Origin of the sequence: Herbaspirillum sp. NPDC087042 (genome assembly GCF_044745245.1) — a bacterium.
GTDB lineage: Bacteria > Pseudomonadota > Gammaproteobacteria > Burkholderiales > Burkholderiaceae_D > Herbaspirillum.
This window is the reverse complement of record NZ_JBIUZW010000017.1, coordinates 102,518-125,171: the sequence shown is the minus strand read 5'-3', so window position 1 is coordinate 125,171 and position 22,654 is coordinate 102,518. Positions and strand designations below refer to the sequence as shown.

Annotated in this window: 18 protein-coding genes; 16 read left to right on the top strand and 2 right to left on the bottom strand. The window is 64.2% G+C overall.

What is annotated here, in order from left to right; all coding sequences use genetic code 11:
* Positions 1 to 10 precede the first annotated feature (10 nt).
* From ACIPHN_RS21340 to ACIPHN_RS21325, 4 genes are read left to right on the top strand one after another with little or no spacing between them, the layout of a single operon-like run.
* A complete protein-coding gene (locus ACIPHN_RS21340) occupies positions 11 to 1,456 on the top strand; it encodes an O-antigen ligase family protein (RefSeq protein ID WP_400439819.1) in 1,446 nt (481 codons plus the stop codon).
* 23 nt (positions 1,457 to 1,479) lie between these two features.
* Complete coding sequence (locus ACIPHN_RS21335) at positions 1,480 to 2,739, top strand: glycosyltransferase family 4 protein (protein ID WP_400439816.1); 1,260 nt, start codon at positions 1,480 to 1,482, stop codon at positions 2,737 to 2,739.
* Positions 2,736 to 3,851: an acyltransferase family protein gene (locus tag ACIPHN_RS21330; protein ID WP_400439813.1), complete on the top strand. Its 1,116-nt coding sequence runs from the start codon at positions 2,736 to 2,738 to the stop codon at positions 3,849 to 3,851. Before ACIPHN_RS21335 ends, ACIPHN_RS21330 begins: the two co-directional genes overlap by 4 nt.
* A 35-nt stretch (positions 3,852 to 3,886) precedes the next feature.
* Positions 3,887 to 5,938, top strand: a complete 2,052-nt coding sequence (locus ACIPHN_RS21325; protein WP_400439810.1) for an acyltransferase family protein — start codon at positions 3,887 to 3,889, stop codon at positions 5,936 to 5,938.
* Positions 5,939 to 6,001: 63 nt separating this feature from the next.
* Here the strand turns inward: ACIPHN_RS21325 and ACIPHN_RS21320 are convergent, their stop codons facing one another.
* Positions 6,002 to 7,408 carry an Atrophin-1 multi-domain protein gene (locus ACIPHN_RS21320; protein WP_400439807.1) on the bottom strand — a complete coding sequence of 469 codons (1,407 nt, stop codon included), beginning with the start codon at positions 7,406 to 7,408 and terminating at the stop codon, positions 6,002 to 6,004.
* A 242-nt stretch (positions 7,409 to 7,650) separates the two neighbouring features.
* On the opposite strand from ACIPHN_RS21320, the gene ACIPHN_RS21315 reads away from it, so the two are divergent.
* The 9 genes from ACIPHN_RS21315 (at position 7,651) to ACIPHN_RS21275 (ending at position 18,413) form a co-directional block, all read left to right on the top strand.
* Positions 7,651 to 8,838 carry a glycosyltransferase family 2 protein gene (locus ACIPHN_RS21315; protein WP_400439805.1) on the top strand — a complete coding sequence of 396 codons (1,188 nt, stop codon included), beginning with the start codon at positions 7,651 to 7,653 and terminating at the stop codon, positions 8,836 to 8,838.
* A 109-nt stretch (positions 8,839 to 8,947) separates the two neighbouring features.
* Positions 8,948 to 10,060, top strand: a complete 1,113-nt coding sequence (locus ACIPHN_RS21310; RefSeq protein ID WP_400439803.1) for a WecB/TagA/CpsF family glycosyltransferase — start codon at positions 8,948 to 8,950, stop codon at positions 10,058 to 10,060.
* 229 nt (positions 10,061 to 10,289) lie between these two features.
* The gene (locus ACIPHN_RS21305) at positions 10,290 to 11,705 is read left to right on the top strand and encodes a mannose-1-phosphate guanylyltransferase/mannose-6-phosphate isomerase (RefSeq protein WP_400439800.1); all 1,416 of its coding nucleotides are present in this window, start codon (positions 10,290 to 10,292) and stop codon (positions 11,703 to 11,705) included.
* Positions 11,706 to 11,783: 78 nt separating this feature from the next.
* Positions 11,784 to 12,722, top strand: coding sequence for a beta-1,6-N-acetylglucosaminyltransferase (locus tag ACIPHN_RS21300; RefSeq protein ID WP_400439797.1), 939 nt, complete (start codon positions 11,784 to 11,786; stop codon positions 12,720 to 12,722).
* Between the two features lie 83 nt (positions 12,723 to 12,805).
* The gene (locus ACIPHN_RS21295) at positions 12,806 to 14,182 is read left to right on the top strand and encodes a UDP-glucose dehydrogenase family protein (protein ID WP_400439794.1); all 1,377 of its coding nucleotides are present in this window, start codon (positions 12,806 to 12,808) and stop codon (positions 14,180 to 14,182) included.
* A gap of 7 nt (positions 14,183 to 14,189) precedes the next feature.
* Positions 14,190 to 15,053, top strand: a complete 864-nt coding sequence (locus tag ACIPHN_RS21290; RefSeq protein ID WP_400439791.1) for a hypothetical protein — start codon at positions 14,190 to 14,192, stop codon at positions 15,051 to 15,053.
* Complete coding sequence (locus tag ACIPHN_RS21285) at positions 15,053 to 16,483, top strand: MOP flippase family protein (RefSeq protein WP_400439788.1); 1,431 nt, start codon at positions 15,053 to 15,055, stop codon at positions 16,481 to 16,483. Before ACIPHN_RS21290 ends, ACIPHN_RS21285 begins: the two co-directional genes overlap by 1 nt.
* A 52-nt stretch (positions 16,484 to 16,535) precedes the next feature.
* Positions 16,536 to 17,420: a glycosyltransferase gene (locus ACIPHN_RS21280; RefSeq protein WP_400439786.1), complete on the top strand. Its 885-nt coding sequence runs from the start codon at positions 16,536 to 16,538 to the stop codon at positions 17,418 to 17,420.
* A gap of 54 nt (positions 17,421 to 17,474) precedes the next feature.
* On the top strand, positions 17,475 to 18,413 hold the full coding sequence (locus ACIPHN_RS21275) for an acyltransferase family protein (protein ID WP_400439783.1): 939 nt from the start codon (positions 17,475 to 17,477) through the stop codon (positions 18,411 to 18,413).
* On the opposite strand, the gene ACIPHN_RS21270 is transcribed toward ACIPHN_RS21275, so the two are convergent.
* Positions 18,397 to 19,332, bottom strand: coding sequence for a beta-1,6-N-acetylglucosaminyltransferase (locus tag ACIPHN_RS21270; protein WP_400439780.1), 936 nt, complete (start codon positions 19,330 to 19,332; stop codon positions 18,397 to 18,399). The genes ACIPHN_RS21275 and ACIPHN_RS21270 overlap by 17 nt on opposite strands.
* Before the next feature lie 312 nt (positions 19,333 to 19,644).
* On the opposite strand from ACIPHN_RS21270, the gene ACIPHN_RS21265 reads away from it, so the two are divergent.
* Genes ACIPHN_RS21265 through ACIPHN_RS21255 form a run of 3 tightly spaced genes read left to right on the top strand, consistent with a single transcriptional unit; the run spans position 19,645 to position 22,365 of the window.
* Positions 19,645 to 20,199, top strand: a complete 555-nt coding sequence (locus ACIPHN_RS21265; RefSeq protein WP_400439777.1) for a serine acetyltransferase — start codon at positions 19,645 to 19,647, stop codon at positions 20,197 to 20,199.
* Positions 20,196 to 21,227, top strand: a complete 1,032-nt coding sequence (galE, locus tag ACIPHN_RS21260; protein ID WP_400439774.1) for a UDP-glucose 4-epimerase GalE — start codon at positions 20,196 to 20,198, stop codon at positions 21,225 to 21,227. Before ACIPHN_RS21265 ends, galE begins: the two co-directional genes overlap by 4 nt.
* Before the next feature lie 58 nt (positions 21,228 to 21,285).
* Positions 21,286 to 22,365, top strand: a complete 1,080-nt coding sequence (locus ACIPHN_RS21255) for a glycosyltransferase family A protein (protein WP_400439772.1) — start codon at positions 21,286 to 21,288, stop codon at positions 22,363 to 22,365.
* Positions 22,366 to 22,654 lie beyond the last annotated feature (289 nt).

The following is a 22,654-nucleotide window of genomic DNA, read 5'->3' as shown; positions in this document are numbered from 1 at the left end:
GGACTTGAGCATGAAACGATATTCCCTCGATTCCAGCCAATGGCTATTGTTGGCCGCCGCTGTCTTCATCGCCATCCTGGTGGGCATGGCGCTGCCGGTGGCCGCTGCCTTGCTGGGCGACAGCGTGGGGCGCCTGATGGCCTTGCCGGCCCTGTTCGTGCTGGGCGCCTTGTTCATCTTCAACCGCCGTCTGTTGCTGTTGCTGATCTTCCTGTTCCGCGCCTCGGGCGACATCGTGCTGGAGTCCACCCGGGTGGGCAGCGGCGGCGCCGTGTCGCTGGGCCTGGGGGCGGCCATCAACGCGCTCATCATCCTGATCGCCTTGCTCTTCGTGATCGAGAAGCCCAAGCAGTTGCCGCGCTGGCTGGCCGTGCCCTGGCTGGTCTTGCTGGGCGTGGCCGCCGCTGGCGTGCTGATCTCGCCGGACCGTGGCGCGGCCATCAAGATCGTGCTCTCGCTGTGCTCCTACTTCGCCGTCTTCGTCTGCGCCTTCTACGTGGTGCGCACGCCCGAGGATTTCCGCAGCATGGTCAAGATCATGATTGCCTCCTCCATTGTTCCGGCCCTCTATGGCGTGGTCAGCGTGGGGCTGTATGCTCGCGGCGGGCTGGCCAACTTCCGGCTGCAAAGTACCTTCGGCCACCCCAATATCCTGGCCTTCTACCTGACGCTGGTGATCTCGCTGGGCTTGTATGTGCTCAAGAGCAGCACCTTCAAGGTCGGCCAGTTCAGCCGCTTCATGCTCATGGGTTACCTGCTGGGCCTGTTCGGCCTGCTGCTGCTGACGCAGACGCGCAGCGCCTGGATCGCCTGCTTCATGCTGTTCCTGCTGTATGGTGTGATGTTCGAGCGGCGCTACCTGATCTATCTGGCGATCCTGCCGCTGCTGGCCATGCTGGTGCCCAGCGTGCAGGAGCGCCTCATGCAGCTCGACAGCGGCAATACGGTGCAGACCTATGCCAAGCTCAATTCCTTTGCCTGGCGTGTCTACCTGTGGGAGTCGGGCCTGAAGTGGATGTCACCCACGCACTACCTGACCGGCTATGGGGTGGAGTCCTTCCCCTATTACTCGCAGGTGTTCTTCCCGCTGGCCGGCAAGACCAAGTGGGGCGCGCACAGCGTGTTCGTGCAGTGGTTCTTCGATACTGGCCTGATCGGCATGCTGGCCTACCTGAGCATCTTCTACATGGTGCTGCGCAAGTTGATGAAGCTCTACGCGCTGGACCGCCTCGGCGCGGCCATCCTGATCTGCACGCTGGTGGAATACCTGGTGGTCTCGGCCTCCGACAACCTGCTGTCCTACCTGGCCTTCAACTGGTATTTCTGGCTGCTGCTGGGCATGGGCTGCTCGGTCTACATCAACAGCGAGGCCTACCAGCAGGAACTGGCGCAGCGCAAGACGCGACGCCTGCATCGTGCCGCCATGCCCGGCCTGCGCCAGCCCGATACCGTCTGACTCCAACCTGAGCACGATTGCCTATGCCTACTCCCATCGCCTATTTCGTCAACCAGTATCCCAAGGTCAGCCACAGCTTCATCCGCCGCGAGATCGCGGCGGTGGAAGCGCAGGGCTTCGAGGTGCTGCGCATCGCCTTGCGTGGCTGGGATGCCGAGGTGGTCGACGAGGATGACCGTGCCGAGCGCAGCCGCACCCGCTATCTGCTGCGGCAGGGCGTGCGTGGTTTGGTGGCCCCGCTGATGCGGCAATTGACGGCCCGGCCCGGGCGCTTCTGGGCCGCCCTGAAACTGGCCGTGCGCATGGCCGCGCGTGGCGAGCGCGCCTTGCCGTATCACCTGGTCTACCTGGCCGAAGCGGCGCAGGTGGTGGAGTGGTGCGCGGCGGCTGGCGTGCGTCACATCCACGCGCACTTCGGCACCAACTCGGCCGAGATCGTGATGCTGGCCCAATGCCTGGGCGGACCCAGCTACAGTTTCACGGTGCATGGCCCGGAAGAGTTCGACAAGCCCATCGCCCTGGGCCTGGATGAAAAGATCCGTCGTTCCGCCTTCACCGTCGCCATCACCTCGTTCTGCCGCAGCCAGCTGTATCGCTGGGTGGAGCAGGGCGCCTGGGACAAGATCGCCATCGTCCATTGCGGCCTGGAGCGCGGCTTCTACGCCGGCGCGCCGACCCTGCCGGCATTGGCGCCACGACTGGTATGCATAGGCCGCCTGTGCGAGCAAAAGGGCCAGCTGCTGCTGGTGGAAGCGGCGGCACAGTTGCAGCGGCGCGGTATCGACTTCGAACTGGTGCTGGCCGGTGACGGCGAGATGCGGGCCCAGATCGAAGAGCGCATTGCCCATCACGGCCTGCAGCAGCAGGTGCGCATCACCGGCTGGATCAGCAGCCAGCAGGTGCGCGAGGAATTGCTGGCCGCGCGCGCCATGGTCTTGCCCAGCTTTGCCGAGGGCTTGCCGGTGGTGATCATGGAAGCCATGGCCTTGCGTCGCCCGGTGCTGACCACCTACATTGCCGGCATCCCGGAGCTGGTGATCCATGGCGAGAATGGCTGGCTGTTCCCGGCGGGCGATATCGAGCGCCTGGTGCAGTCCATGCAGGCCTGCCTGGCGGCCTCGCCCGAGCAGCTGGCGCGCATGGGGCAGGCCGCCCAGTTGCGTGCCGTGGAACGGCATTCGATCAACGTCGAGGCAGGCAAGCTGGTGCGCCTGTTCCAGGTCCATGCCGCGCCGCAAGCGCAGGCGCTGGGTGTGGCCGCCTCGGCGGGAGGGACGCAATGAGCCTGGCGCGCACCCTCTATCCGGACAGTGCCGGCGCCGGTGGCTGGCAGGCGGTCAGCATGGTCCACACCCAGCACAAGGACATCCCTTCGCTGGATGGCTGGCGCGCCGTGGCCATCGCCATCGTCTTCCTCAGCCACGCCGGGCTGGGGCGCATCGTGCCCGGCGGGCTGGGCGTGACCATCTTCTTCTTCCTCAGCGGCTACCTGATCACCACCTTGCTGGTGCGCGAATTCTCGGCGGGCCAGGGCATCAATGTGCGTCACTTCTACGTACGTCGTGTGTTGCGCCTGACGCCGCCGCTGCTGCTGGTGCTGGTGTTGACCTATGGCTTGACCCATGTGGGCCTGTTCACCGGCAATGCCTCCTGGTCGGGGTTCTTCGCGCAGCTGTTTTATTTTGCCAACTACTACGCCCTGTTCTTCGATAACGGCCATACCCTGCCGCAGGGAACCGGGGTGTTCTGGTCGCTGGCGGTGGAGGAGCATTTCTATTTCGTCTTCCCGGCGCTGTTCATCTTCCTGATGCGCCGTGTCGACCACCGCAAGATTCCGCTCTATCTGGCCGGCCTGTGCGTGCTGGTGCTGCTGTGGCGCTATGCGCTGGTGCTGCATGCGGGGGTGTCGATGGAGCGCACCTACTACGCCACCGATACCCGCATCGATTCCATCCTGTTTGGCTGCATCCTGGCGCTGCTGCGGGTGCCGCCCGCACTCCATACCGCCTTGCAGAAGCCGGTCGTGCGTGTCGCCGGTGTCACGCTGGGTATCGTGTTGTTGCTGGCTACGCTGGTGGTGCGCGATGGCGTGTTCCGCGAAACCTTGCGCTATTCGCTGCAGGGACTGGCATTGATGCCGCTGTTCTTTTACTCGGTGTCGCATCCGCACAGCTTCCCGTTCCGGCTGCTCAACCTGCGCTGGGTGCAGCGCATCGGCATCTATTCCTACTCGATCTATCTTTCGCATGAGGTATTGCTGAGCAATGTCGACTGGGTCTCAGGCAACGCCGCTCTCAACATCGCGGTCGCCTTGCTGTTGTCGCTGGCCTTCGCGATGGCAGTCGATCGCTTCATCGATGCTCCCCTGCGCCGGGTGCGCGCCCGGTTTCGCTAGTGTCCACCACCGATAAGGAAAAGCCACCAGTGCTCTTGACCAAGAACAATGACGCCGGACCACCGGCAGACCTGCAGCGCCACCCGGGGGGACTGGCAGGAGAGCGTGCGCGCGACGCCCTGCCTGCTCCCTCGCTGCATCCCGCCTATCGGCCAGACATCGATGGCCTGCGCGCCATTGCGGTCGGTTCGGTGGTGATCTTCCATGCCTTCCCGGCGTGGTTCGAGGGCGGCTTCATTGGCGTGGATATCTTCTTCGTCATCTCGGGTTACCTGATCTCGCTGATCCTCTTCAAGAACCTGGAGCATGGCCGCTTCAGCCTCGCCGATTTCTATGTGCGTCGGGTGCGGCGCATCTTCCCGGCGCTGATGACGGTGATGTCGCTGTGCCTGGTGGCTGGCTGGTTCGTGCTCTTCGCCGACGAGTACAAGCAGCTGGGCAAGCATCTCTTTGGTGGCTCCAGCTTCATTTCCAATTTCCTGTTCTGGCGCGAGAGCGGCTATTTCGATAATTCCGCCGAGACCAAGCCGCTGCTGCACCTCTGGAGCCTGGCCATCGAGGAACAGTTCTACCTGTTCTGGCCGCTGCTGCTGGCGCTGGTGTACAAGCGCCGCTGGGGCTTCCTGCGCATCATGGGCGTGATCGGGCTGGTCTCCTTCGGCATCAACCTCTACCTGATCGGCCAGGACCAGAGCGCGGCCTTCTATTCGCCGCTGGCACGCTTCTGGGAACTGATGATCGGTGGTGCGCTGGCCTATCTCCACCTGCACCGCCAGGACCTCATCGGGCGCCACCAGAACCTGCAGTCATGGCTGGGCCTGGCCTTGCTGGTGGCGGGTTTCGCCCTGCTGGATGGCCAGCGCGCCTTCCCGGGCTGGTGGGCCTTGCTGCCGGCCGTGGGCGCCTTCCTGCTGCTCTCAGCCGGGCCGCAGGCCTGGTTCAACCGCCGTGTGCTGGCCAGCCGGGGCATGGTCGGTGTGGGCTTGATCAGCTACCCGCTGTACCTGTGGCACTGGCCGCTGCTGGCCTTTGCCACCATCATCGAAGGCCAGAGCGCACCGCCGTCGTGGCGCGCGGCAGCCGTGGGCGGCGCGCTGCTGCTGTCCTGGCTGACCTATCGCTGCATCGAGCGGCCGCTGCGCCACTCCGGCCATCGCCGTACGGTTCTGGTGCTGCTGGCGATCAACGTGATGGTGGGCCTGGGAGGCATGGCGATCTATTTCAAGGGCGGCTTCGAGGAGCGCGGCATCAACCAGAAGCTGGACTACCTGGGGCGCAGCGATCTTTTCGAAGGCTCGCGCAATTCCGACGGCAGCTGCGAGCGCAACAATGGCATGGCCGGCGTGGACGAGGAAGTCTGCCTGTCCAACTCGGCCGCGCCGCGCACCCTGTTCGTGGGCGACAGCCACGTCATGGCGCTGCATTCGGCGATCTTCTCGGGCGACATCAACATGCCGGCCATGATGGTGGCCGGCCATGCCTGCCGCGTGTACCCCAATCTGCCCTATACGCCCACGCACCTGCTGCGCTGGGCCAACAATTGCACCGCCATCGCCAACGAAGCCATTGCAGCGGCCCGGCGCTTGCCTTCCATCCAGACCGTGGTCATCAGCGCGGCTTATCCGCGCGAAGACCTGGCGCAGGGATCCGAATACCAGCAGGGCGGGCGTACGCTGAGCAAGCGCGAGGCCTTCCTGTCCGGCTACGGGGCGTTGATCGAGGCATTCCAGAAGGCCGGCAAGCGCGTGGTGTTCGTGCCGGATGTGCCTTATCTCAAGCTTGATCCGCATGCCTGCGTGAGCCGCTTCGGCGATGGCCAGGCGCGCGAGTGCGGCTATACCGAGGCCGAGCATCATGCCCTGCGCCAGCAGTATGACGCTGCCGTGGCCGAGCTGCAGCGCCAGCATCCGCAGGTGGCTTTCTTCGATCCGCAGCCCTTGTTCTGCCAGCAGGGAAAGTGCATGGCCAAGCGGGGCGATGCCTATCTCTACAACGACAACCAGCACATCAGCCTGTCGGCCTCGCGCCTGTTGCTGGAGCAGATGCACGCGCGCGGCCTGTTGCCGGCGATGGCGGCAGTGCCATGAAATGAAAGGCCCCGCCTTCCGGTGGAAGGCGGGGCCTGGTCGGGCAGGGCAGGTGGGGCGGGATCAGTCGGCCTTGATCAGCTCGCCGCCCACGTTGGAGACCTGGCCGGTGCCGCCGCTGCGGGCGTAGAGCACCAGGGCAGGGGTGGTGGCGGTCCAGGTAAAGATCTTGCTCTGGCCGTTGTCGAGGTAGCCGGTGTCGACAGCGGTCTTGCCGACGGCCTGGTCATAGACGGTGAAGCGCAGCTTGCCACCGCCGGTGGTGCGGGCCGTGAGCTTGTAGCTGGCGCCCTTGACCGGTTTGGCCCAGGTGACCGCATTCATGCCGCGGTTGCCGTAGTTGACGACTTCGGAGACGGCGCTGGTGGCCGGGAAGACCACGGCCTGGTCCCAGGAGCTGTAGCGGCCCAGGGTACTGCCGGATTGCTGGGTCCAGTTGCCGCGCATGGAGAGCAGGTTCAGGTTCTGGTTGGGCGTGAAGCTCTTGCCATTGCCATCGACCCAGCCGGTCGCACCGGTGACCCGGCGCAGGCCGGCGCGGATGACCTGGAGTTCGGCGGCGGCGGTGTTGTTCCAGCCGTTCGGATGCAGGTTGTAGGAAGCACCGATCTCGACATAGATGACGAAGGGGGTGCCGGTATTGGCGTCGACGATGTAGGCACCGTAGCGCTTCAAGGTCTCGGCGATGCGGCGCAGTTCGGGATCGGTGAGCTTGCTGGTGTCGAAGTCCGGCGGCAGCATCACCAGCGATCCTTCCGGGAAGGCGCCGCTGTTGAGCTTGGCAGCATTGGTATCGGCCGAGGTGGCCGGGAACACGTAGGTCGGATTGGCCGAGAGACCATTGAAGGTCAGCGACATGGCCAGCGCGTGCGGGTAGTAGGCAGGCTTCTGCTGGACCTCCTGGATCCGGATCAGCCCGCCCGAGGCCGGTACCCCGGTGGCGCGTGCGCCCTGGTAGTAGTGCGCGGGATCGGGCCAGCCACGGCCATCGAGGCGGGTCCAGGAATACTGGACAGCAGTCCACTGGGTGCCGACCTGCTTCAACTGCCAGAAGGAATGGATGATGTTGGTGGTGGGGTCGACGATGTCGGCGTGACCGTCGGAACCCGGCGCCGGTTTGGCCGAGGCGGGCCAGTGCGGGAGGGTGACGTCGTGAAAGCCCTCGTCATCGGTATTGAACAGGCCCTTGCTGCCGGCGGCCCCGGTCACGGTCACCGGCGGATCCTGGGGCGAAGCCAGGAACATGCCGGTCGAATAGGCGCTGGCCGTGATGGCCGGGAAATAGGTGGACGTGGGCACCACGTCCGCTGCGAAGCTGGGATTGACCGGGCGGCTGTTCCACAGTGAGTCGGCGGCGAAGGGCTTGGTATAGCTGCCCCAGTCATCCGCCCTGGCGGGTGCAGCGGTGGTCAAGCCCCCGAGCACGGCCAGTGCGGGAAGAAGTCGTAGCGCGCGAGATGGAGTTGGCATCAGCGTTCCTTTGAGGTGATGTAAAGACAAGGTGGCCGGACTGGTTTTGTTAGTTTTCCCGGGGCCAATGTACCAGGCCCTCTTGCAGTATAGGCCTGGATTGCGCCGGTTCCAGCTGGGCTGGTAGCAATCAGTCAAGTCAATTGGCGGCCGGATTTGTTAGTTCTCATTGTGAGGAATCTTTTCGACGATGAGCTCTCCAAATGGCGACCGACGAGGCATGAGACAAAGAAAGTTCGACGATGATCCTGCTATTGCAAATTCTTTTGATGCTGGTCCTGCTGTTGCTGGCCGTGCCCGCGCTGGTGCTGCTGGTGCAAGTGCTGGCGGCACGCTGGTCCGCGCCACGCGCCACGCCCGCGAGCCCGGAACGGCCGCGCCTGGCGGTGCTGGTGCCGGCGCACAACGAGGCTGCCGGTATTGCCGAGGTACTGGCCGGCATCCGTGCGCAACTGGTGGACGGTGATCGTGTCCTGGTGGTGGCCGACAATTGCAGCGATGCCACGGCAGCCATCGCCCGCCAGGCCGGCGCCGAGGTGAGCGAGCGCTTCCACGACAGCCTGCGCGGAAAAGGCTATGCACTGGATCACGGCCTGCGCCAGCTGGCCCAGGACCCGCCCGAGGTGCTTGTCGTGGTCGATGCCGATTGCCTGCTGGGCGAGGGCGCGCTGGATGCCATCGCACGTGCCTGCTGGCGCAGCGGCCGGCCGGCGCAGGCACTGTACCTCATGCATACCCCAGCGGGTGCGGGCGGCTTGCGCAGGATTGCCGAGTTCGCCTGGGTGGTCAAGAACCTGGTGCGCCCGCTGGGCTGGCAGAAGCTGGGTCTGCCGTGCCAGCTGATGGGGACCGGCATGGCCTTCTCATGGCGGCAGGTCGGCCAGGTCGACCTGGCGACCGGCCACATCGTCGAAGACATGAAGCTGGGCGTGGACCTGGCCCGTACCGGCCAGGCTCCGCTGTTCTGCCCGCAGGCCCTGGTCTACAGCTACTTTCCCAGCAGCGACAGCGGCGCGACCACGCAGCGTACGCGCTGGGAGCACGGTCACCTCAGTGTCATCCTGGGCTATGTGCCGCGCCTGCTGGCCGCGGCGCTGGGCAGCGGCAATGGCGCACTGGCCGCGCTGGCGCTGGACCTGTGCGTGCCCCCCCTGGCCTTGCTGGTGATGCTGGGTACGGCAGCCTGGATCGTGGCGGCACTGGTGTGGCTGGTATCGGCATGGGGCTGGCCGCTGCTGCTGGCCAGCGTGGTGCTGAGCGCCATCGGTGCGGCCGTGCTGCTGGCCTGGTCCGGCTTCGGGCGCCAGGTCATCAGCCTGCGCGAGCTGGCACAGGCCTTTGGCTATGCCGCGCGCAAGCTGCCTTTGTATGTCAAGTTCATGTTCAATCGCCAGGTCGAATGGGTAAGGTCAAAACGTGATTCTGAATAACGTAAAAATCCCTGATGAAGTCAAGCGGCGGTCGATAGATCCGGCTGCGTCCGCGTCCGCAGCCACATCGGCATCGGCCACGCAGCCGCCTGCCCAGTTGCCGGCGCAGGTGCCAGACTTTTCGCGCGATCTCTGGTGCATCCTCGGCCTGCCCTTCGATCGCGTCACCCTGCAACAGGCGAGCGGCCTCATGCAGCGTGCCGCCAGCGAGCGCCGACCTTGCTTCCTCTCGACGCCCAACCTCAATTTCGCCGTGGCCTGCCTGGATGATGCGGCCTTTCGCGACTCCGTCCTGCAGAGCGACCTGTCGGTGGCCGATGGCATGCCGCTGGTGTGGATCGCCCGTGCGCTGGGCTTGCCGATCGAGGAGCGTGTGGCCGGCTCCAGCCTGTTCCAGGCCTTGCGCGAGCAGCGTATGCAGGCCGGCCAGGCGCCGTTGCGGGCGTTCTTCTTCGGCGGCCCGCCGGGAGTGGCGCAGACGGCGCATGAACAACTCAACGCCACACCCTCGGGCATGCGCAGCGTCGGCTTTGCCTCGCCGGGTTTCGGCAGCATCGAGGAGATGAGCCAGCCCGCGACCATCGCGCAGATCAACGACAGCCAGGCCGATTTCCTGGTGGTGGCGCTGGGGGCCAAGAAAGGCCAGGCCTGGATCCAGCACAACCTGCCGCAGCTGCGTACGCCGCTGGTGAGCCACCTGGGCGCGGTGGTCAATTTCGTCGCCGGGACGGTCTCGCGGGCGCCGCGCTGGGCGCAGAAGAGCGGGCTGGAATGGCTCTGGCGCATCAAGGAAGAACCCAAGCTGTGGCGGCGCTACCGCGATGACGGCCTGGCCTTGCTGCAGCTGCTGGCCACGCGCGTGCTGCCCTGCATCTGGGAGACACGCCGCCATCGTCCGCAAGCGGATGCCTACGCACAGGCCGGGATCAGCTGCCGGCGCGATCGTGGCGATTGCGAACTGCTGTTGGCCGGCGTGCTGGGCGCACCCAATATCGACCGCTTGCGTGCGGCCCTGTCGCAGGCGGCAGCGGGTAGCGAGCCGGTGGTGCTCGATTGCACCCGCCTGCAGGCCATCGACAGCGCGGTGCTGGGATCGCTGATGTTGCTCTACGGGTACTGTGCGAAACAGGGGCGGCCGTGGGCCATGATCAACGTCCCGGTACCGGTGCAGCGGCAGGTGCGTCTGCATTGTGCCGGGTACCTGCTGAGGGCGCTGCCATGAGGGGGAGGAAAAGGTCCGTCCGGGTGGCGCGAATGGCCGCTGCGAACTGGTTCAAACAGGCCGCTTCTAGTACACTTCCGGTACATTGCAAGCCCGTGAGGAACAAGCGGGATCCGCGTTTGCGCGGAACGGAATGTTTCCGCATGAAAAGAAATTCTAACAGGGAAGCGTTCAAGGCCGTGGCAGTCCATGTCAGGCAGCACGCTTTCCCGAGCCAGGAAAGCCCATCATGAAAATCTATCCAGTCATTCTCTCCGGCGGTGCCGGTACGCGCCTGTGGCCCTTGTCCCGCGCCTCCTATCCCAAGCAGCTGCTGCCGCTGGTGAGCGAACAGACCATGCTGCAGGAGACCGTCACGCGTGTCTGCGCCTGGCCCGAAGCGCTGGCGCCGGTGCTGGTGTGTGGCAACGAGCACCGTTTCATGATCGCCGAGCAGATGCGCGAGATCGACGTGCGCCCGCACGCCATCATGCTGGAACCGCAAGGCAAGAACACCGCACCGGCGGTCGCCGCCGCTGCCTACCAGCTGATGCGCCAGGATCCGGATGCGGTCATGCTGGTGTTGCCGGCCGATCACGTGATCACCGACCGACCGGCTTTCCATGAGGCCGTGCGTCGTGCCATGACCTCCGTGGAGCAGGGCGCGCTGGTGACCTTTGGCATCACGCCGACCCAGCCGGAGACCGGCTACGGCTACATCCTGAGCGGCCAGGCGCATGGCCAGACCGGCAACTTCGCCGTCGAGCGCTTCGTCGAGAAGCCAGACCTGGAGCGCGCCAAGACCTTCCTCGAGGATGGCCGCTACTACTGGAACAGCGGCATGTTCCTGCTGCGTGCACGTGACTACCTGGAGGAGCTGGAAGCCCATCGTCCCCTGATCGCAGCTGCCGTCAAGGACGCCATGTCCAAGGCCTACAGCGACCTGGACTTCTGTCGCCTGGACGAGGCTGCCTTTGCATCTTCCCCCTCGGAATCGATCGACTACGCCGTGATGGAAAACACCCGTCGCGCCGTGGTGGTGCCGGCCGATATCGGCTGGAGCGATGTCGGCTCCTGGAGCGCATTGCAGGAAGTGATGCCGGCCGATGCCGAGGGCAACGTCACCCGTGGCGACGTCTATCTCAAAGGCGTCTCCAATTCGCTGGTGCGCGCCGAAAGCCGCATGGTGGCGGTGCTGGGCGTGCAAGACCTGATCATCGTCGAGACCGACGACGCGGTGCTGGTGGCGCACAAGGACAGCGCCCAGGACGTCAAGGGCGTGGTCGACCAGTTAAAAGACAAGAAACGCAGCGAACATATTCACCATAAGCGTGTCTATCGTCCGTGGGGCAGCTACGAGAGCGTGGATGCCGGTGATCGCTTCCAGGTCAAGCGCATCATCGTCAAGCCGGGCGAGAAGCTGTCCCTGCAGATGCACTATCACCGTGCCGAGCACTGGGTGGTGGTCAGCGGTTCCGCGCTGGTCACCCGTGGCGAGGAAGTCACGCTCCTGAGCGAGAACGAATCGATCTACCTGCCCATCGGCGTAACCCATCGTCTGGAAAATCCGGGCAAGCTGCCGCTGCACCTGATCGAGGTGCAATCCGGCAGCTACCTGGGCGAAGACGATATCGTCCGCTTCGACGACGTCTACAAGCGCGCCTGATGCCGTGCGGGCAGGATGCCCGCAGGACTTGAGCTAGCGCGCTGGTCGGCGTGTCGTCGGACTCACAGATTACGATCCATGAACATCGCCTATCTGCTCCTGATCCACAACACGCCGCACCATACCGGGCGCATCATCGACAAGCTCGACAGTGGCGCCGCGCGCTTCTTCGTCCATCTCGATGCCAAGTCAGACGCGCAGGCCTTTGCCGGCCTGCAGCGCGAGCGGGTGCAGTTCACCGCGCGCCGGCACGATGTGCGCTGGGGCCAGATCTCCCAGGTCGATGCGATCCTGGAGCTGATCAGTACGGCGGTCCAGGCCGGTCCCTTCGATCGTTACGTGCTCATCAGTGGTGCGGACTATCCGCTGTTCCATGCCGGCGAGATCGAGGATTTCTTCGCCCGCCATGGCGACCTGGAGTTCATCAACAGCGTGCCGCTGGGCAGTCCCTCCAAGCCCATGAGCCGTATCACCAGCTATTGCCCGAGCGCAGCCGATCCGCTGCCGCGCAAGCTGTTCATGAAGTTATGGTGGAAGCTGGGCCTGACCGTGCCGCCGCGCCATATCGCGCGCGTGTTCGCCGGGCTGGTGCCCAGCGGCGGTTCCACCTGGTGGGCGCTGACCCATCGCGGCTGCGACACCATCCTGCAATTCCATCGCAGGCAGCCGCAGATCTACCGGTTCCTGGTCAACTCCTATTGCCCGGACGAGACCTATTTCCAGACCATTCTTTCCAACTCCGAATTGAAGGGCAAGATCCGGCGCAACCTGAGCTTTACCTACTGGATAGAGGGGCGCGCCAATCCGGAAATCATCACCGCGGAAATCTTCCAGCGGCTCAAGGACGGCGCGTTCATCGACGACAGCCGGCTCTATGGGGCAGGTCCTGTACTTTTTGCAAGAAAGTTCCAGGAAGGCGAGGAGACAGTGCTGCAGGCCATCGACCAGAGCGGAGCGCAGACATCCGCCGATGCAGCACCAGGACATATCGATAGCGCGCGTTGGGCCATCTCCTGACGAAAGCCGGGAATCATCGGCGCGCCTGACAGTCTTAGATCGCTGTAAAACTTGTTCCGCTCCAAGGAGCTGAAAGGAAACGCATGAACATCACCGTCATCGGGACCGGCTATGTCGGCCTGGTCACCGGCGCCTGCCTGGCCGAACTGGGTAACAAGGTCTTCTGCCTGGATGTGGATCGCCACAAGATCGAAATCCTCAACAGCGGCGGCGTGCCCATCTACGAGCCCGGGCTCAAGGAAATCATCGCCCGCAATCGTGCCTCGGGACGCCTGATCTTCTCGACCGACATCGCCGCCAGCGTGGCCCATGGCGAGGTGCAGTTCATCGCCGTGGGCACGCCGCCCGACGAGGATGGCTCGGCCGACCTGCAATACGTGGTGGCGGCGGCCCGCAACATCGGTCGTTACATGGAGCGCAACTGCATCGTGGTCGACAAGTCCACCGTGCCGGTGGGGACCGGCGACAAGGTCAAGGCCGCCATCCAGGCCGAACTGCAGACGCGCGGACGCGGCGACCTGGATGCCAGGATCGTCTCCAATCCCGAGTTCCTCAAGGAGGGCGCGGCGGTGGAAGACTTCATGCGTCCTGACCGCATCGTCATCGGCGTGGAAGAGGGTGCGCCCGGCGCCGAGGCGCGCGAGGTGATGCGCGAACTCTACGCGCCGCTGAACCGCAACCACGAACGCATTCTCTACATGGACGTGAAGTCGGCCGAGTTCACCAAGTACGCAGCCAATGCCATGCTGGCCACCCGTATCTCCTTCATGAACGAGCTGGCCAACCTGGCCGACCGGCTGGGCGTGGATATCGAACATGTGCGCAAGGGCATCGGTTCGGATCCGCGCATCGGTTTCAGCTTCCTCTATGCCGGTACCGGTTATGGCGGCTCCTGCTTCCCCAAGGACGTGCAGGCGCTGGCCCGCACCGCCAGCGAGCATGGCCAGGAGCTGGAGATCCTGGGCTCGGTGGAGTCGGTCAACGACAAGCAGAAGCAGGTCTTGTTGAAGAAGATCATCGCTCGCCTCGGCGAAGACCTGTCGGGCAAGACCTTCGCCGTCTGGGGCCTGGCCTTCAAGCCCAATACCGACGACATGCGCGCCGCCCCCAGCCGCGTCATCGTGCGCGAGCTGCTGCAGCGTGGTGCCCGGGTGCAGGCCTTTGATCCCGTGGCCATGGAAGAAGCCCGGCATGCCTTCGACCTGGACCTGGCCGATCTGCCCGGCCGGCGCCAGGACCTGCAGTTTGCCAGCGGCGCCATGGAAGCCCTGGAAGGCGCCGATGCCGTGGTCATCGTGACCGAATGGAAATCCTTCAAGAGCCCGGACTTTGCCGCGATGAAGAGCAGCCTGAAGCAGCCGCTGGTCTTCGATGGCCGCAACCTGTTCGAGCCCGTGACAATGGCGCGGCTGGGGGTGGAGTATCACGCCATCGGTCGTCCCTCCAAAGCGCCTCGGTGAGATCACGATGCTGAAGCGATTGCGCGCTGACGCCCGGCAGTTTCCCGCGGCCGGTTTCTTCCTCAAGTTCCAGGCCAACTGGTGGCTGGCGGGCCGGCGTTTCGCCGCGCGCCGCAATGCAGCCAGTGGCGTGGTGGTGTCGCTGACCTCCTACCCGCCGCGCTTTGGCACGCTGCACCTGACCCTGATGTCGCTGCTGGGGCAGACCTTCGCCCCGGCGCGCATCGTCCTGTGGGTCGCCCACCAGGACATGGACAAGCTGCCCGCCAGCGTGACGTCATTGACCCGCCATGGCCTGGAGATCCGGGCCTGCGACGACCTGCGTTCCTACAAGAAGCTCATCCCCCAGCTGCAATGCGATCCCGAGAGCATCATCGTCACCGCCGATGACGACGTGCACTACTGGCGCAACTGGTTGAAGGAACTGGTCGATGCCTACCAGCCCGGCAGCCGCGAAGTCATTGCCCATCGCGTCCATCGCGTGCGCCTGGGGGGCGATGGCCTGCCGCTGCCCTATACGCAGTGGGAGTATTCGATCGCCGATTTCAGTGCCGACGACCTGCATTTCCCCACCGGTATCGGCGGGGTGCTGTATGCCCCGGGCATCCTGGGTGACGAGGTCTTGAATGAGGATGAATTCATGCAGCTGTGTCCCCGCGGGGACGACATCTGGTTCTGGTGGATGGCACGTCGCAACGGGGCACGCTTCCGTCGTGTGCCCTCGGCCAATCGCGACAGCTATTTCTATTGCTGGGACGGCTCCCAGGAATGCGCCCTGTGGGAAGACAACCTCACCGGCAACTACAACGACATCCAGATCGCGGCCATGGTCGAGCGCTTTGGATTCGCCGAAGAAAGGAAGGTCGCATAATGGCTTCGGCTATGTCCAACGCGCGCTGGCTGACGCTGTCGCAGATGGTACGCATCGCCTTGCAGATGGTGTCCATCTTCATCCTCTCGCGCCTGCTGGCGCCCTCCGAATACGGCCTGCTGGCCATGGCGACGGTGGCGGTCAACTTCGCTTCGCTGTTGCGCGACATGGGTACCGGCGCTGCCGTGATCCAGAAGGAGACGCTGACCCGCGAGACCACCAATACGGTCTTCTGGCTCAATATCGGACTGGGTGTCTCGATCGCCGTGATCCTGGTGGCCATCTCGCCGATGGTGGAGGATTACTTCCGCACGCCGCACCTGGCCCCGGTGCTCTGCCTGATGGCCTTGTCCTTTCCGCTGACCAGCAGTTGCGCGGTGCACAGCGCCTTGCTGGAGCGCGAGTCCTCTTTCCGCACGCTGGCGCGTATCGAGATCGTGTCGGCCTCGGTGGCGCTGGTGACGGCCATCACGCTGGCCTTCACCGGCTTCGGTGTCTATAGCCTGGTGTGGCAGACGCTGGTGTCGGCCATGCTCTCGGCACTGCAGTTGTGGCTCTCCAGCGGCTGGCGTCCCGAGAAGATCTGGAGCCGCAGTGAATTCCGCGGTCTATGGCGCTTCAGCGGCAACCTGACCGGCTTCTCCTTCGTCAACTTCTTCGCCCGCAATGCCGACAGCATGGTCATCGGCCGCATCCTGGGCGCGATCCCGCTGGGTATCTATGCGCAAGCCTACAAGGTGATGATGTTCCCGCTGCAGAGCATGAGCTATGTGGCCAACCGGGCGCTGTTCCCGGTGATGAGTCGGCAGCAGGGGCAGCGTGCCGAGATGGCGCGCCTGTACTTCCGCTCGCTGCGCCTGATCGCCACCGTCACCGCGCCCATGATGGCCGGCCTGTGGCTGCTGCGCGAACCCTTCGTGCGCGTGGCGCTGGGGCCGCAGTGGCAAAGCGTGCCCATCATCCTGGCCTGGCTGGCGCCGGTGGGTTTCCTGCAGTCGGTGATCAGCACCACGGGTGCAGTGTTCATGGCCACGGGCCGCACCGACCTGATGATGCGCCTGGGCGCGCTGGGCGCGGTGCTGCAGGTGGGGAGCTTCTTCATCGGCGTGCATTGGGGGATCGAGGGTGTGGCCATCTGCTACCTGGTCGCCAATATCCTCAATGCGATTCCGCATTTCTATTTCGCCACCCGCGAATTGCACAGCAACCTGCTGGGACTGCTGCGCGCGCTGTGGCAGCCGGTGGTTTTTTCCCTGGTGATGCTGGGCCTGCTGGCGCCGCTGCTGCAATGGATGCGCAGCGACCAGTTCGCCCCGCAGGCGGTACTGTTCGGACTGGCGGCCTTTGGCGCGGTGGTGTTTGCGGGATTGACGCTGCTGTTTTCCAGGGAGCTGGTACTGGACATGAAGAAGATGGTGGGGCGCGCCTGAGGCCGTACTTCAGGCTATACCGATCCGGTTCACATTCCAACAAGAGAGCATCATGAACGACCTGGTCTCCATCTATGTCCCCACCAAGAACCGTCTTGGCCTGCTCACGCGCGCGGTCAATTCGGTACTGGCCCAATCGTACCGGCAGCTGGAACTGATCGTGGTGTCCGACGGTTCCACCGACGGCACCTGCGACTATGTCCGCGCCTTGTCGAGCGACATCCAGGTCAGGCTGATCCACCATGATCAATCACAGGGCGCCTGCGCGGCCCGCAACCTGGCCATCGAAGCGGCTTCCGGGCGCTTCATCACCGGCATCGACGACGACGACGTCTTCATGCCGGACCGCATCGAGCGCTTCGTGCGGCAATGGCAGGCGCTGGAGCAGCAGGGGCAGCATTTCTCTTGCCTGTTCGACCGCCGCATCGTCAATGCCGGCGGCAGCGTCATGCTCTGGGATACCGAGGCCCAGGTCGACCTGGCGGCGATCCTGGAGACCAATGCCATCGGCAACCAGGTCTTCACCACGCCCGAGCGGCTCAAGCAGATCGGCATGTTCGACGCCGCCATGCCGGCCTGGCAGGACTGGGAAACCTGGGTACGCCTGGTACGGGCTTTCGGGCCGGCCATCAGCATCTGCTCCAACACCTACCTGATGGATATCTCGCACGAGTTCGAACGCATCACTCTGAAGTCGCCCGAACGCATCATCTCGGCGGCGCAATTGTTCTACGACCGCCACTGCCAGCGCCGCAACATGGCGGGCCTGTTGCGCTCGCTGGCCGGCTACGACCAGATCAAGCTGTCGGCCAGCGATTTCTTCACCATGCTCGGGGGTGGTCGCTCCCATGCCAAGTTTGCGGTCAAGCAGCTCAAGTACGGCAAGTACAAGGCCTCGCTGGCGCCGACCCTGCATGCCGCGCCGGGCAAGCGCTGACGGCCGCGGATAGGGTGATTGTGTGATTGCGTGATGGAGAAACGGATACCCGCCATGGAAAAACAGCACTACGGTGGCCTGGAAGTCCTCAAGCTCGTCATGAGCCTGATGGTGGTGGGCATCCACACCAATCCCTTTGCCAGCCTGCCGATGCTCAATGCCTTGAGCTCCAACGGGATCTTCCGCATTGCCGTGCCGGTGTTCTTCGTCATGAACGGCTATTTTCTCAGCCTGGAACGCGACAAGTTCCTGCCCTGGCTGCGCCGCATCGTGGTGCTCTACCTGTTGCTGAGCCTGCTGTTCTCGCCCCTGTGGCTGGATACGCGCTCGGTGGGCGACTGCCTGGCCTCGATCGCGCTGAACCTGGCGACCGGCTGGCACCACCTGTGGTACCTGGCGGCGCTGATCCTGGCGGCCTGCCTGGCTTACCTGGGGCGGGCGCACTTGCGCTGGATGTTGCCATTGTCGCTGTTGCTATTCCTGGGTGGCGTGGCGCTGCAAGCGGTCGCCTTATGGAACGGCAATGCCTTCGCCCGCAGCATCCACGGCGAATTCGATCTCTATCGCAATGGCCTGACGGTGGCGCTGCCTTTCCTATTGGTGGGCATGGCCTTGCGCCGGCGTGATCCGCAGGAACGGGTGTCGTGGCTGGTGCTGGTAATGGTGCTGGCCGTGTTCGTGGCCGAGATCCTGTTGTGGGATCGCCTGTGGGGCCATCAGACGCGCGACCTCTATGCCAGCCTGATCGTGGTGGCGCCGGTGCTGTTCCTGGCGGCGCGCCAGGTGCGCATGACCTATCGCGACCAGATGTCGGCGCGCATCTACTACTTCCATCCCATTTTCGAGATGGCCTTCAAGCTCAACGGCAAGTTCGGTGGTGGCAAGGTGTTCCTGGTGACGGCCGCGCTGTCGGTGTTGCTGGCCTATGCCATCGGCAAGCTCAAGGGCGTGCAGGCCGCAGGCCGCTTGCGCTGGGTCAGGCTGATTCCCTGATGGGCTGCCTCGCCTTGGACTGCAGCAGTTGCTCCAGCTTGTCCAGCAGGGGTGCCGGTTGCTCGTCGAACTTGCGGGCGAACAGGACCTCGGCAGGCGGCAGCGGACTATTGTTGTGCGGCGAGTTCAGCACCACGTCCTGGGCGAAATGCGGCAGGTAATCCTCTGTGATGGTTTCCGGGCTCATCTTGCCCGGGACCCAGTTGGTGTAGGTGATGCCGGGCCGCAAGCTCTGCCGTAGCGGTGAATTCCACAGGATGGTCTGGAAGAAGAATTCGTCCGGGCAATCGGTGTGCTGGCAAAAGCGCACAAAGCGCGGATGGGCGTCGATGAAGTCGAGGATGACCTGGCACGCCACACCGGTAATGGCCCACCACTGCGAGCCGGCGGCCGGTTGCAGCTCGCCGAAGGCGCGCCGGAAATTGCGCCTGGGCAGCCAGGCATTGATGAAGTCCTGCAGCATCCAGCGATAGCGGTGCATGGGCGGGCTGCGGCGTATCCAGTAATGCTCCAGACGGCCCAGGCTCTTGCCGTATTGTTCGTTGGGCATGGCGAAGGCATCCATGAAGTTGGCCTCGCCATGGCGCCGGAAAAAATCCTCGATGTAGCTGGCTGGCTGCACCGGCAGGGTGGCGCCACTGAGCAGCACGACCCGGTCGGGCGTAGCCAGGGTGCGCATGGCCAGGCGCATGAGGCGCAGCGTCGCTTCCACCAGCGAGAAATGGCCCCAGGCACCGTCGATCCGGTCGCGGCAGAAATGCAGTCGGGGAAAATGCTCGGCCAGCCCCAGGAAGGGCGTGATATCGGCCTTGCGGTCGATATGCAGGAAAAAGGAGATTTGCGGCCCGTCAAGCTGTCGCATCAATCGTTCCAGCAGCTTGGGATTGTTGTGGGCCAGGATGAGATAGGCAATGTTCATCGGGTGGTCTCTGGTGGACGGGCTATCGCAATAGGGAGGGTATGCAGGCCCGCGCTACGGCCCCGCTCCGTGACTGAGGGTGGCAAAGCCGGCACAAAGTTCCGCAAATGGGGCAGGGCTGCCATGTTGCGATGCACATCAGATGCAATGGCGCTGGCAGGCATCAGGATGGCTGTTATTTTTGCTTTGCAATACGAACTTTTCTGCAGATCACTGCTCTGTTGTGCAGGTGGCCTGCCGTTGCAATCCGATGCCGGCAAGCCTGTTCACCAACTATGTCGAGTTTTCCGACCTTTCCGACGAGAGACCTTGATGAGCAGAGATCCCGATTGGGAAGCCGACCTGCGGCGCTACGACATGCGCCGTCCCTTCCTCAAGGAACAGTCGATCTGGGCGATCTGGGTCTACCGCTGGGGCCGCCGTATCGAGGCGCGTCCGGCCGGGCTGGGCAGGAAGATCGCCAATCTCTTCTACTGGCTGGCCTTTCGCCTGGTGGAGACCACCTTCGGCATCAGCCTGCCGCGCACGGCCAGGATAGGACCGGGCCTGCGCATCTGGCACTTCGGCAATATCTTCCTGCATGGCGATGTCGTGATCGGCGCGGGCTGCACGCTGCGCCAGGGTGTGACCATCGGCAACCGGCGCGAAGGCGGTCCGGTCCCGGTCCTCGGCGATGACGTCGAACTGGGCGCCTATGCGCAGGTACTGGGCGCCGTCCACCTGGGTGACGGCAGCAAGGTGGGGGCCATGTCGGTGGTGCTCGATGACGTGCCGCCGGGCGCTACCGCGGTGGGCGCGCCAGCGCGGGTGATCCGCCGCGAACCCGCACGCGGCCAGGCAGATTTTCTGGAAAAGGACCTCACATGACCCAAGCCACGATCCTCGTCACCGGCGGTGCCGGCTACATCGGTTCGCATACCTGCGTCGAGCTCATCCATGCCGGCTACGCCGTGGTGGTGCTGGACAACCTCAGCAACAGCCGCGCCAGCGTGATCGATCGGGTCGGGCAGATCAGCGGCCAGCGCCCGCTCTTCATCGAAGGCGATATCCGCGATCGCGCACTGCTGGACGAACTCTTCACGCGCCATCGCATCGATGCTGTGATCCACTTCGCCGGCCTCAAGGCCGTGGGCGAATCGGTGGCCCAGCCGCTGCGCTACTACGACAACAATGTCAACGGCAGCAATGTGCTGTTCGAGGCGATGGCCGCGCATGGGGTCAAGAGCATCGTCTTCAGCTCGTCGGCGACGGTCTATGGCGACCCGGCCAGCGTGCCCATCACCGAGGCATTCCCGTTGTCGGCCACCAATCCCTATGGACGCAGCAAGCTGATGGTGGAGCAGATCCTGGGGGACCTGCATGTCTCGGACCCGACCTGGCGCATTGCGTTGCTGCGCTACTTCAATCCGGTGGGCGCACATGAAAGCGGGCTGATCGGCGAGGACCCCAGCGGCATTCCCAACAACCTGCTGCCCTTCATTGCGCAAGTGGCCGACGGGCGGCGCGCTGCGCTGTCGGTCTATGGCAGCGACTATGCCACGCCCGATGGCACCGGCGTGCGCGACTACATCCATGTGGTCGACCTGGCACTGGGCCACCTGAAGACCTTGCGCAAGCTGGAGCAGGCACCGGGCGTGCAGATCTACAACCTGGGGACCGGACGTGGCAACAGCGTGCTGGAAATGCTGGCCGCCTTCGAGAAGGCCTGCGGCAGCAAGCTGGCCTATCAACTGGCGGATCGTCGTCCCGGCGACATCGCCTGCTGCTATGCCGCCACCGAACGCGCCGAGCGCGAGCTGGGCTGGCGTGCCGAGCGCGGCATCGACGCCATGTGCGCCGATACCTGGCGCTGGCAGGCCCTGGCCCGGCAATTGGCACAGGACGAGGCGGCATGAGCCGCAAGCCGGGCCGGCGCAGTACCGGTGATCTTCATTCAAACTTTGGAGTGTGAGCATGGCGACCATCGATGTACTGTTGCCGGTCAAGAACGGCGTGGATTTCCTGGCGGAGTCGCTGGAGAGTGTGCAGGCCCAGAGCTTCCGTGACTGGCGCCTGCTGGTGCTGGACCACGGCTCCACCGATGGCAGCGCCGAGATGGCGGCGCGCTATCACGAACAGGATCCCCGCATCGAACTGCATTCCTTTCCCGAGGCGGATGGCTTGTCAGGGCTGCTCAACAAGGGACTGGAGATCAGCGACTGCCGCTACGTGATGCGGCATGACGCCGACGATGTCTGCTATCCCGAGCGCATGGCGATTTCGCTGGCCGCCTTCGAGCATCACCGGCAGTGCGTGGCCATCGGTGGCCAGGCCGATGTGATCGATGCGAGCGGTGCCGGCATCGGCGACATGAGGATGCCCGTCGGCCCGCAGCGGGTGGGGGCAGCCAGCCTGTTCCGCAATCCCATCGCGCATCCGACGGCGATGCTGGACTTCGCCGCGGTGTGCAAGGCCGGGATCCGTTATGGCGCCGATTTCATGGGCGTGTTCGCGCAGGAACAGCAGATGACCGTCAAGAACCTGGCCGAGGATTACTTCCTGTTCGGCCAGTTGGGCATCCAGGGCAAGTGCAACAACGTGCCACAGAAACTGATCAAGTACCGCTGGCACGGCAACAATGTCAGCGCCAAGCGCTTTGACGAACAGATGAAGGTCTCGCTGCAGGTGTCGCGCTACCTGGTGCGTGCCTTTGCGCAGATGAAGCAGGTGCCGTATTTCGATCCCGCGCCGTTCTGCAATCACGGTGGCCTGCTGTTCGAGATCGACGGGCGCAGCGACTTTTCTCCCGAGTTCGCGCGCATGGCCGCGGCAGTCCGGGAAGGCTTTGCCCATGCGCCGGACATCGAGCGCGAGCTGCGCTTCCGCAAGCTGGCGACGACGCGCAATGAATTGCTGCTGCTGTGGCGTTATTTCCTGTTCCAGGCCAATAACCAGCCGGAGACGGGAGAGTGGAACGCCGTGCGTGCCTGGCTGATCCGTCGCTTTCCCGGCAAGCGGCGCATGAGTGCACTGCTCGAAAGCGCGCCTGCCTGAGCGGGTGCAGCAATGAAAAAATTATTTATATCAAAGACTTAGGGAGATCTTCCCGGGCTTGTCCACAGGCTTGCCCCCATTTTCTGGGGATAAGTGTTGCTGATGAGGATAAGTCGGCTTGGTGCGCCAGGAAAGCCGTCATCGTGATGGCTTGCCGGGTACTTTATCCTCCGATAACGCGCTTTTGCCTGCACCTGCACCGGTTTGGCAAAGCCGTTTGCAATCAAGGGCTTGGATAGCTTTTCCCGGGATTTTCCACAGGCCTGTCCCCGATTTCTGTGAACAACTC

What these genes read in the sequence shown, in the direction of transcription:
- ACIPHN_RS21300 (WP_400439797.1), top strand. Translation starts at nt 11,784, where the DNA reads ATGAACATCGCCTATCTGCTCCTGATCCACAACACGCCGCACCATACC.
- ACIPHN_RS21315 (WP_400439805.1), top strand. Translation starts at nt 7,651, where the DNA reads ATGATCCTGCTATTGCAAATTCTTTTGATGCTGGTCCTGCTGTTGCTG.
- ACIPHN_RS21330 (WP_400439813.1), top strand. Translation starts at nt 2,736, where the DNA reads ATGAGCCTGGCGCGCACCCTCTATCCGGACAGTGCCGGCGCCGGTGGC.
- ACIPHN_RS21290 (WP_400439791.1), top strand. Translation starts at nt 14,190, where the DNA reads ATGCTGAAGCGATTGCGCGCTGACGCCCGGCAGTTTCCCGCGGCCGGT.
- ACIPHN_RS21285 (WP_400439788.1), top strand. Translation starts at nt 15,053, where the DNA reads ATGGCTTCGGCTATGTCCAACGCGCGCTGGCTGACGCTGTCGCAGATG.
- ACIPHN_RS21275 (WP_400439783.1), top strand. Translation starts at nt 17,475, where the DNA reads ATGGAAAAACAGCACTACGGTGGCCTGGAAGTCCTCAAGCTCGTCATG.
- ACIPHN_RS21305 (WP_400439800.1), top strand. Translation starts at nt 10,290, where the DNA reads ATGAAAATCTATCCAGTCATTCTCTCCGGCGGTGCCGGTACGCGCCTG.
- ACIPHN_RS21335 (WP_400439816.1), top strand. Translation starts at nt 1,480, where the DNA reads ATGCCTACTCCCATCGCCTATTTCGTCAACCAGTATCCCAAGGTCAGC.
- ACIPHN_RS21270 (WP_400439780.1), bottom strand. Translation starts at nt 19,332, where the DNA reads ATGAACATTGCCTATCTCATCCTGGCCCACAACAATCCCAAGCTGCTG.
- ACIPHN_RS21320 (WP_400439807.1), bottom strand. Translation starts at nt 7,408, where the DNA reads ATGCCAACTCCATCTCGCGCGCTACGACTTCTTCCCGCACTGGCCGTG.
- galE (WP_400439774.1), top strand. Translation starts at nt 20,196, where the DNA reads ATGACCCAAGCCACGATCCTCGTCACCGGCGGTGCCGGCTACATCGGT.
- ACIPHN_RS21295 (WP_400439794.1), top strand. Translation starts at nt 12,806, where the DNA reads ATGAACATCACCGTCATCGGGACCGGCTATGTCGGCCTGGTCACCGGC.
- ACIPHN_RS21340 (WP_400439819.1), top strand. Translation starts at nt 11, where the DNA reads ATGAAACGATATTCCCTCGATTCCAGCCAATGGCTATTGTTGGCCGCC.
- ACIPHN_RS21265 (WP_400439777.1), top strand. Translation starts at nt 19,645, where the DNA reads ATGAGCAGAGATCCCGATTGGGAAGCCGACCTGCGGCGCTACGACATG.
- ACIPHN_RS21280 (WP_400439786.1), top strand. Translation starts at nt 16,536, where the DNA reads ATGAACGACCTGGTCTCCATCTATGTCCCCACCAAGAACCGTCTTGGC.
- ACIPHN_RS21255 (WP_400439772.1), top strand. Translation starts at nt 21,286, where the DNA reads ATGGCGACCATCGATGTACTGTTGCCGGTCAAGAACGGCGTGGATTTC.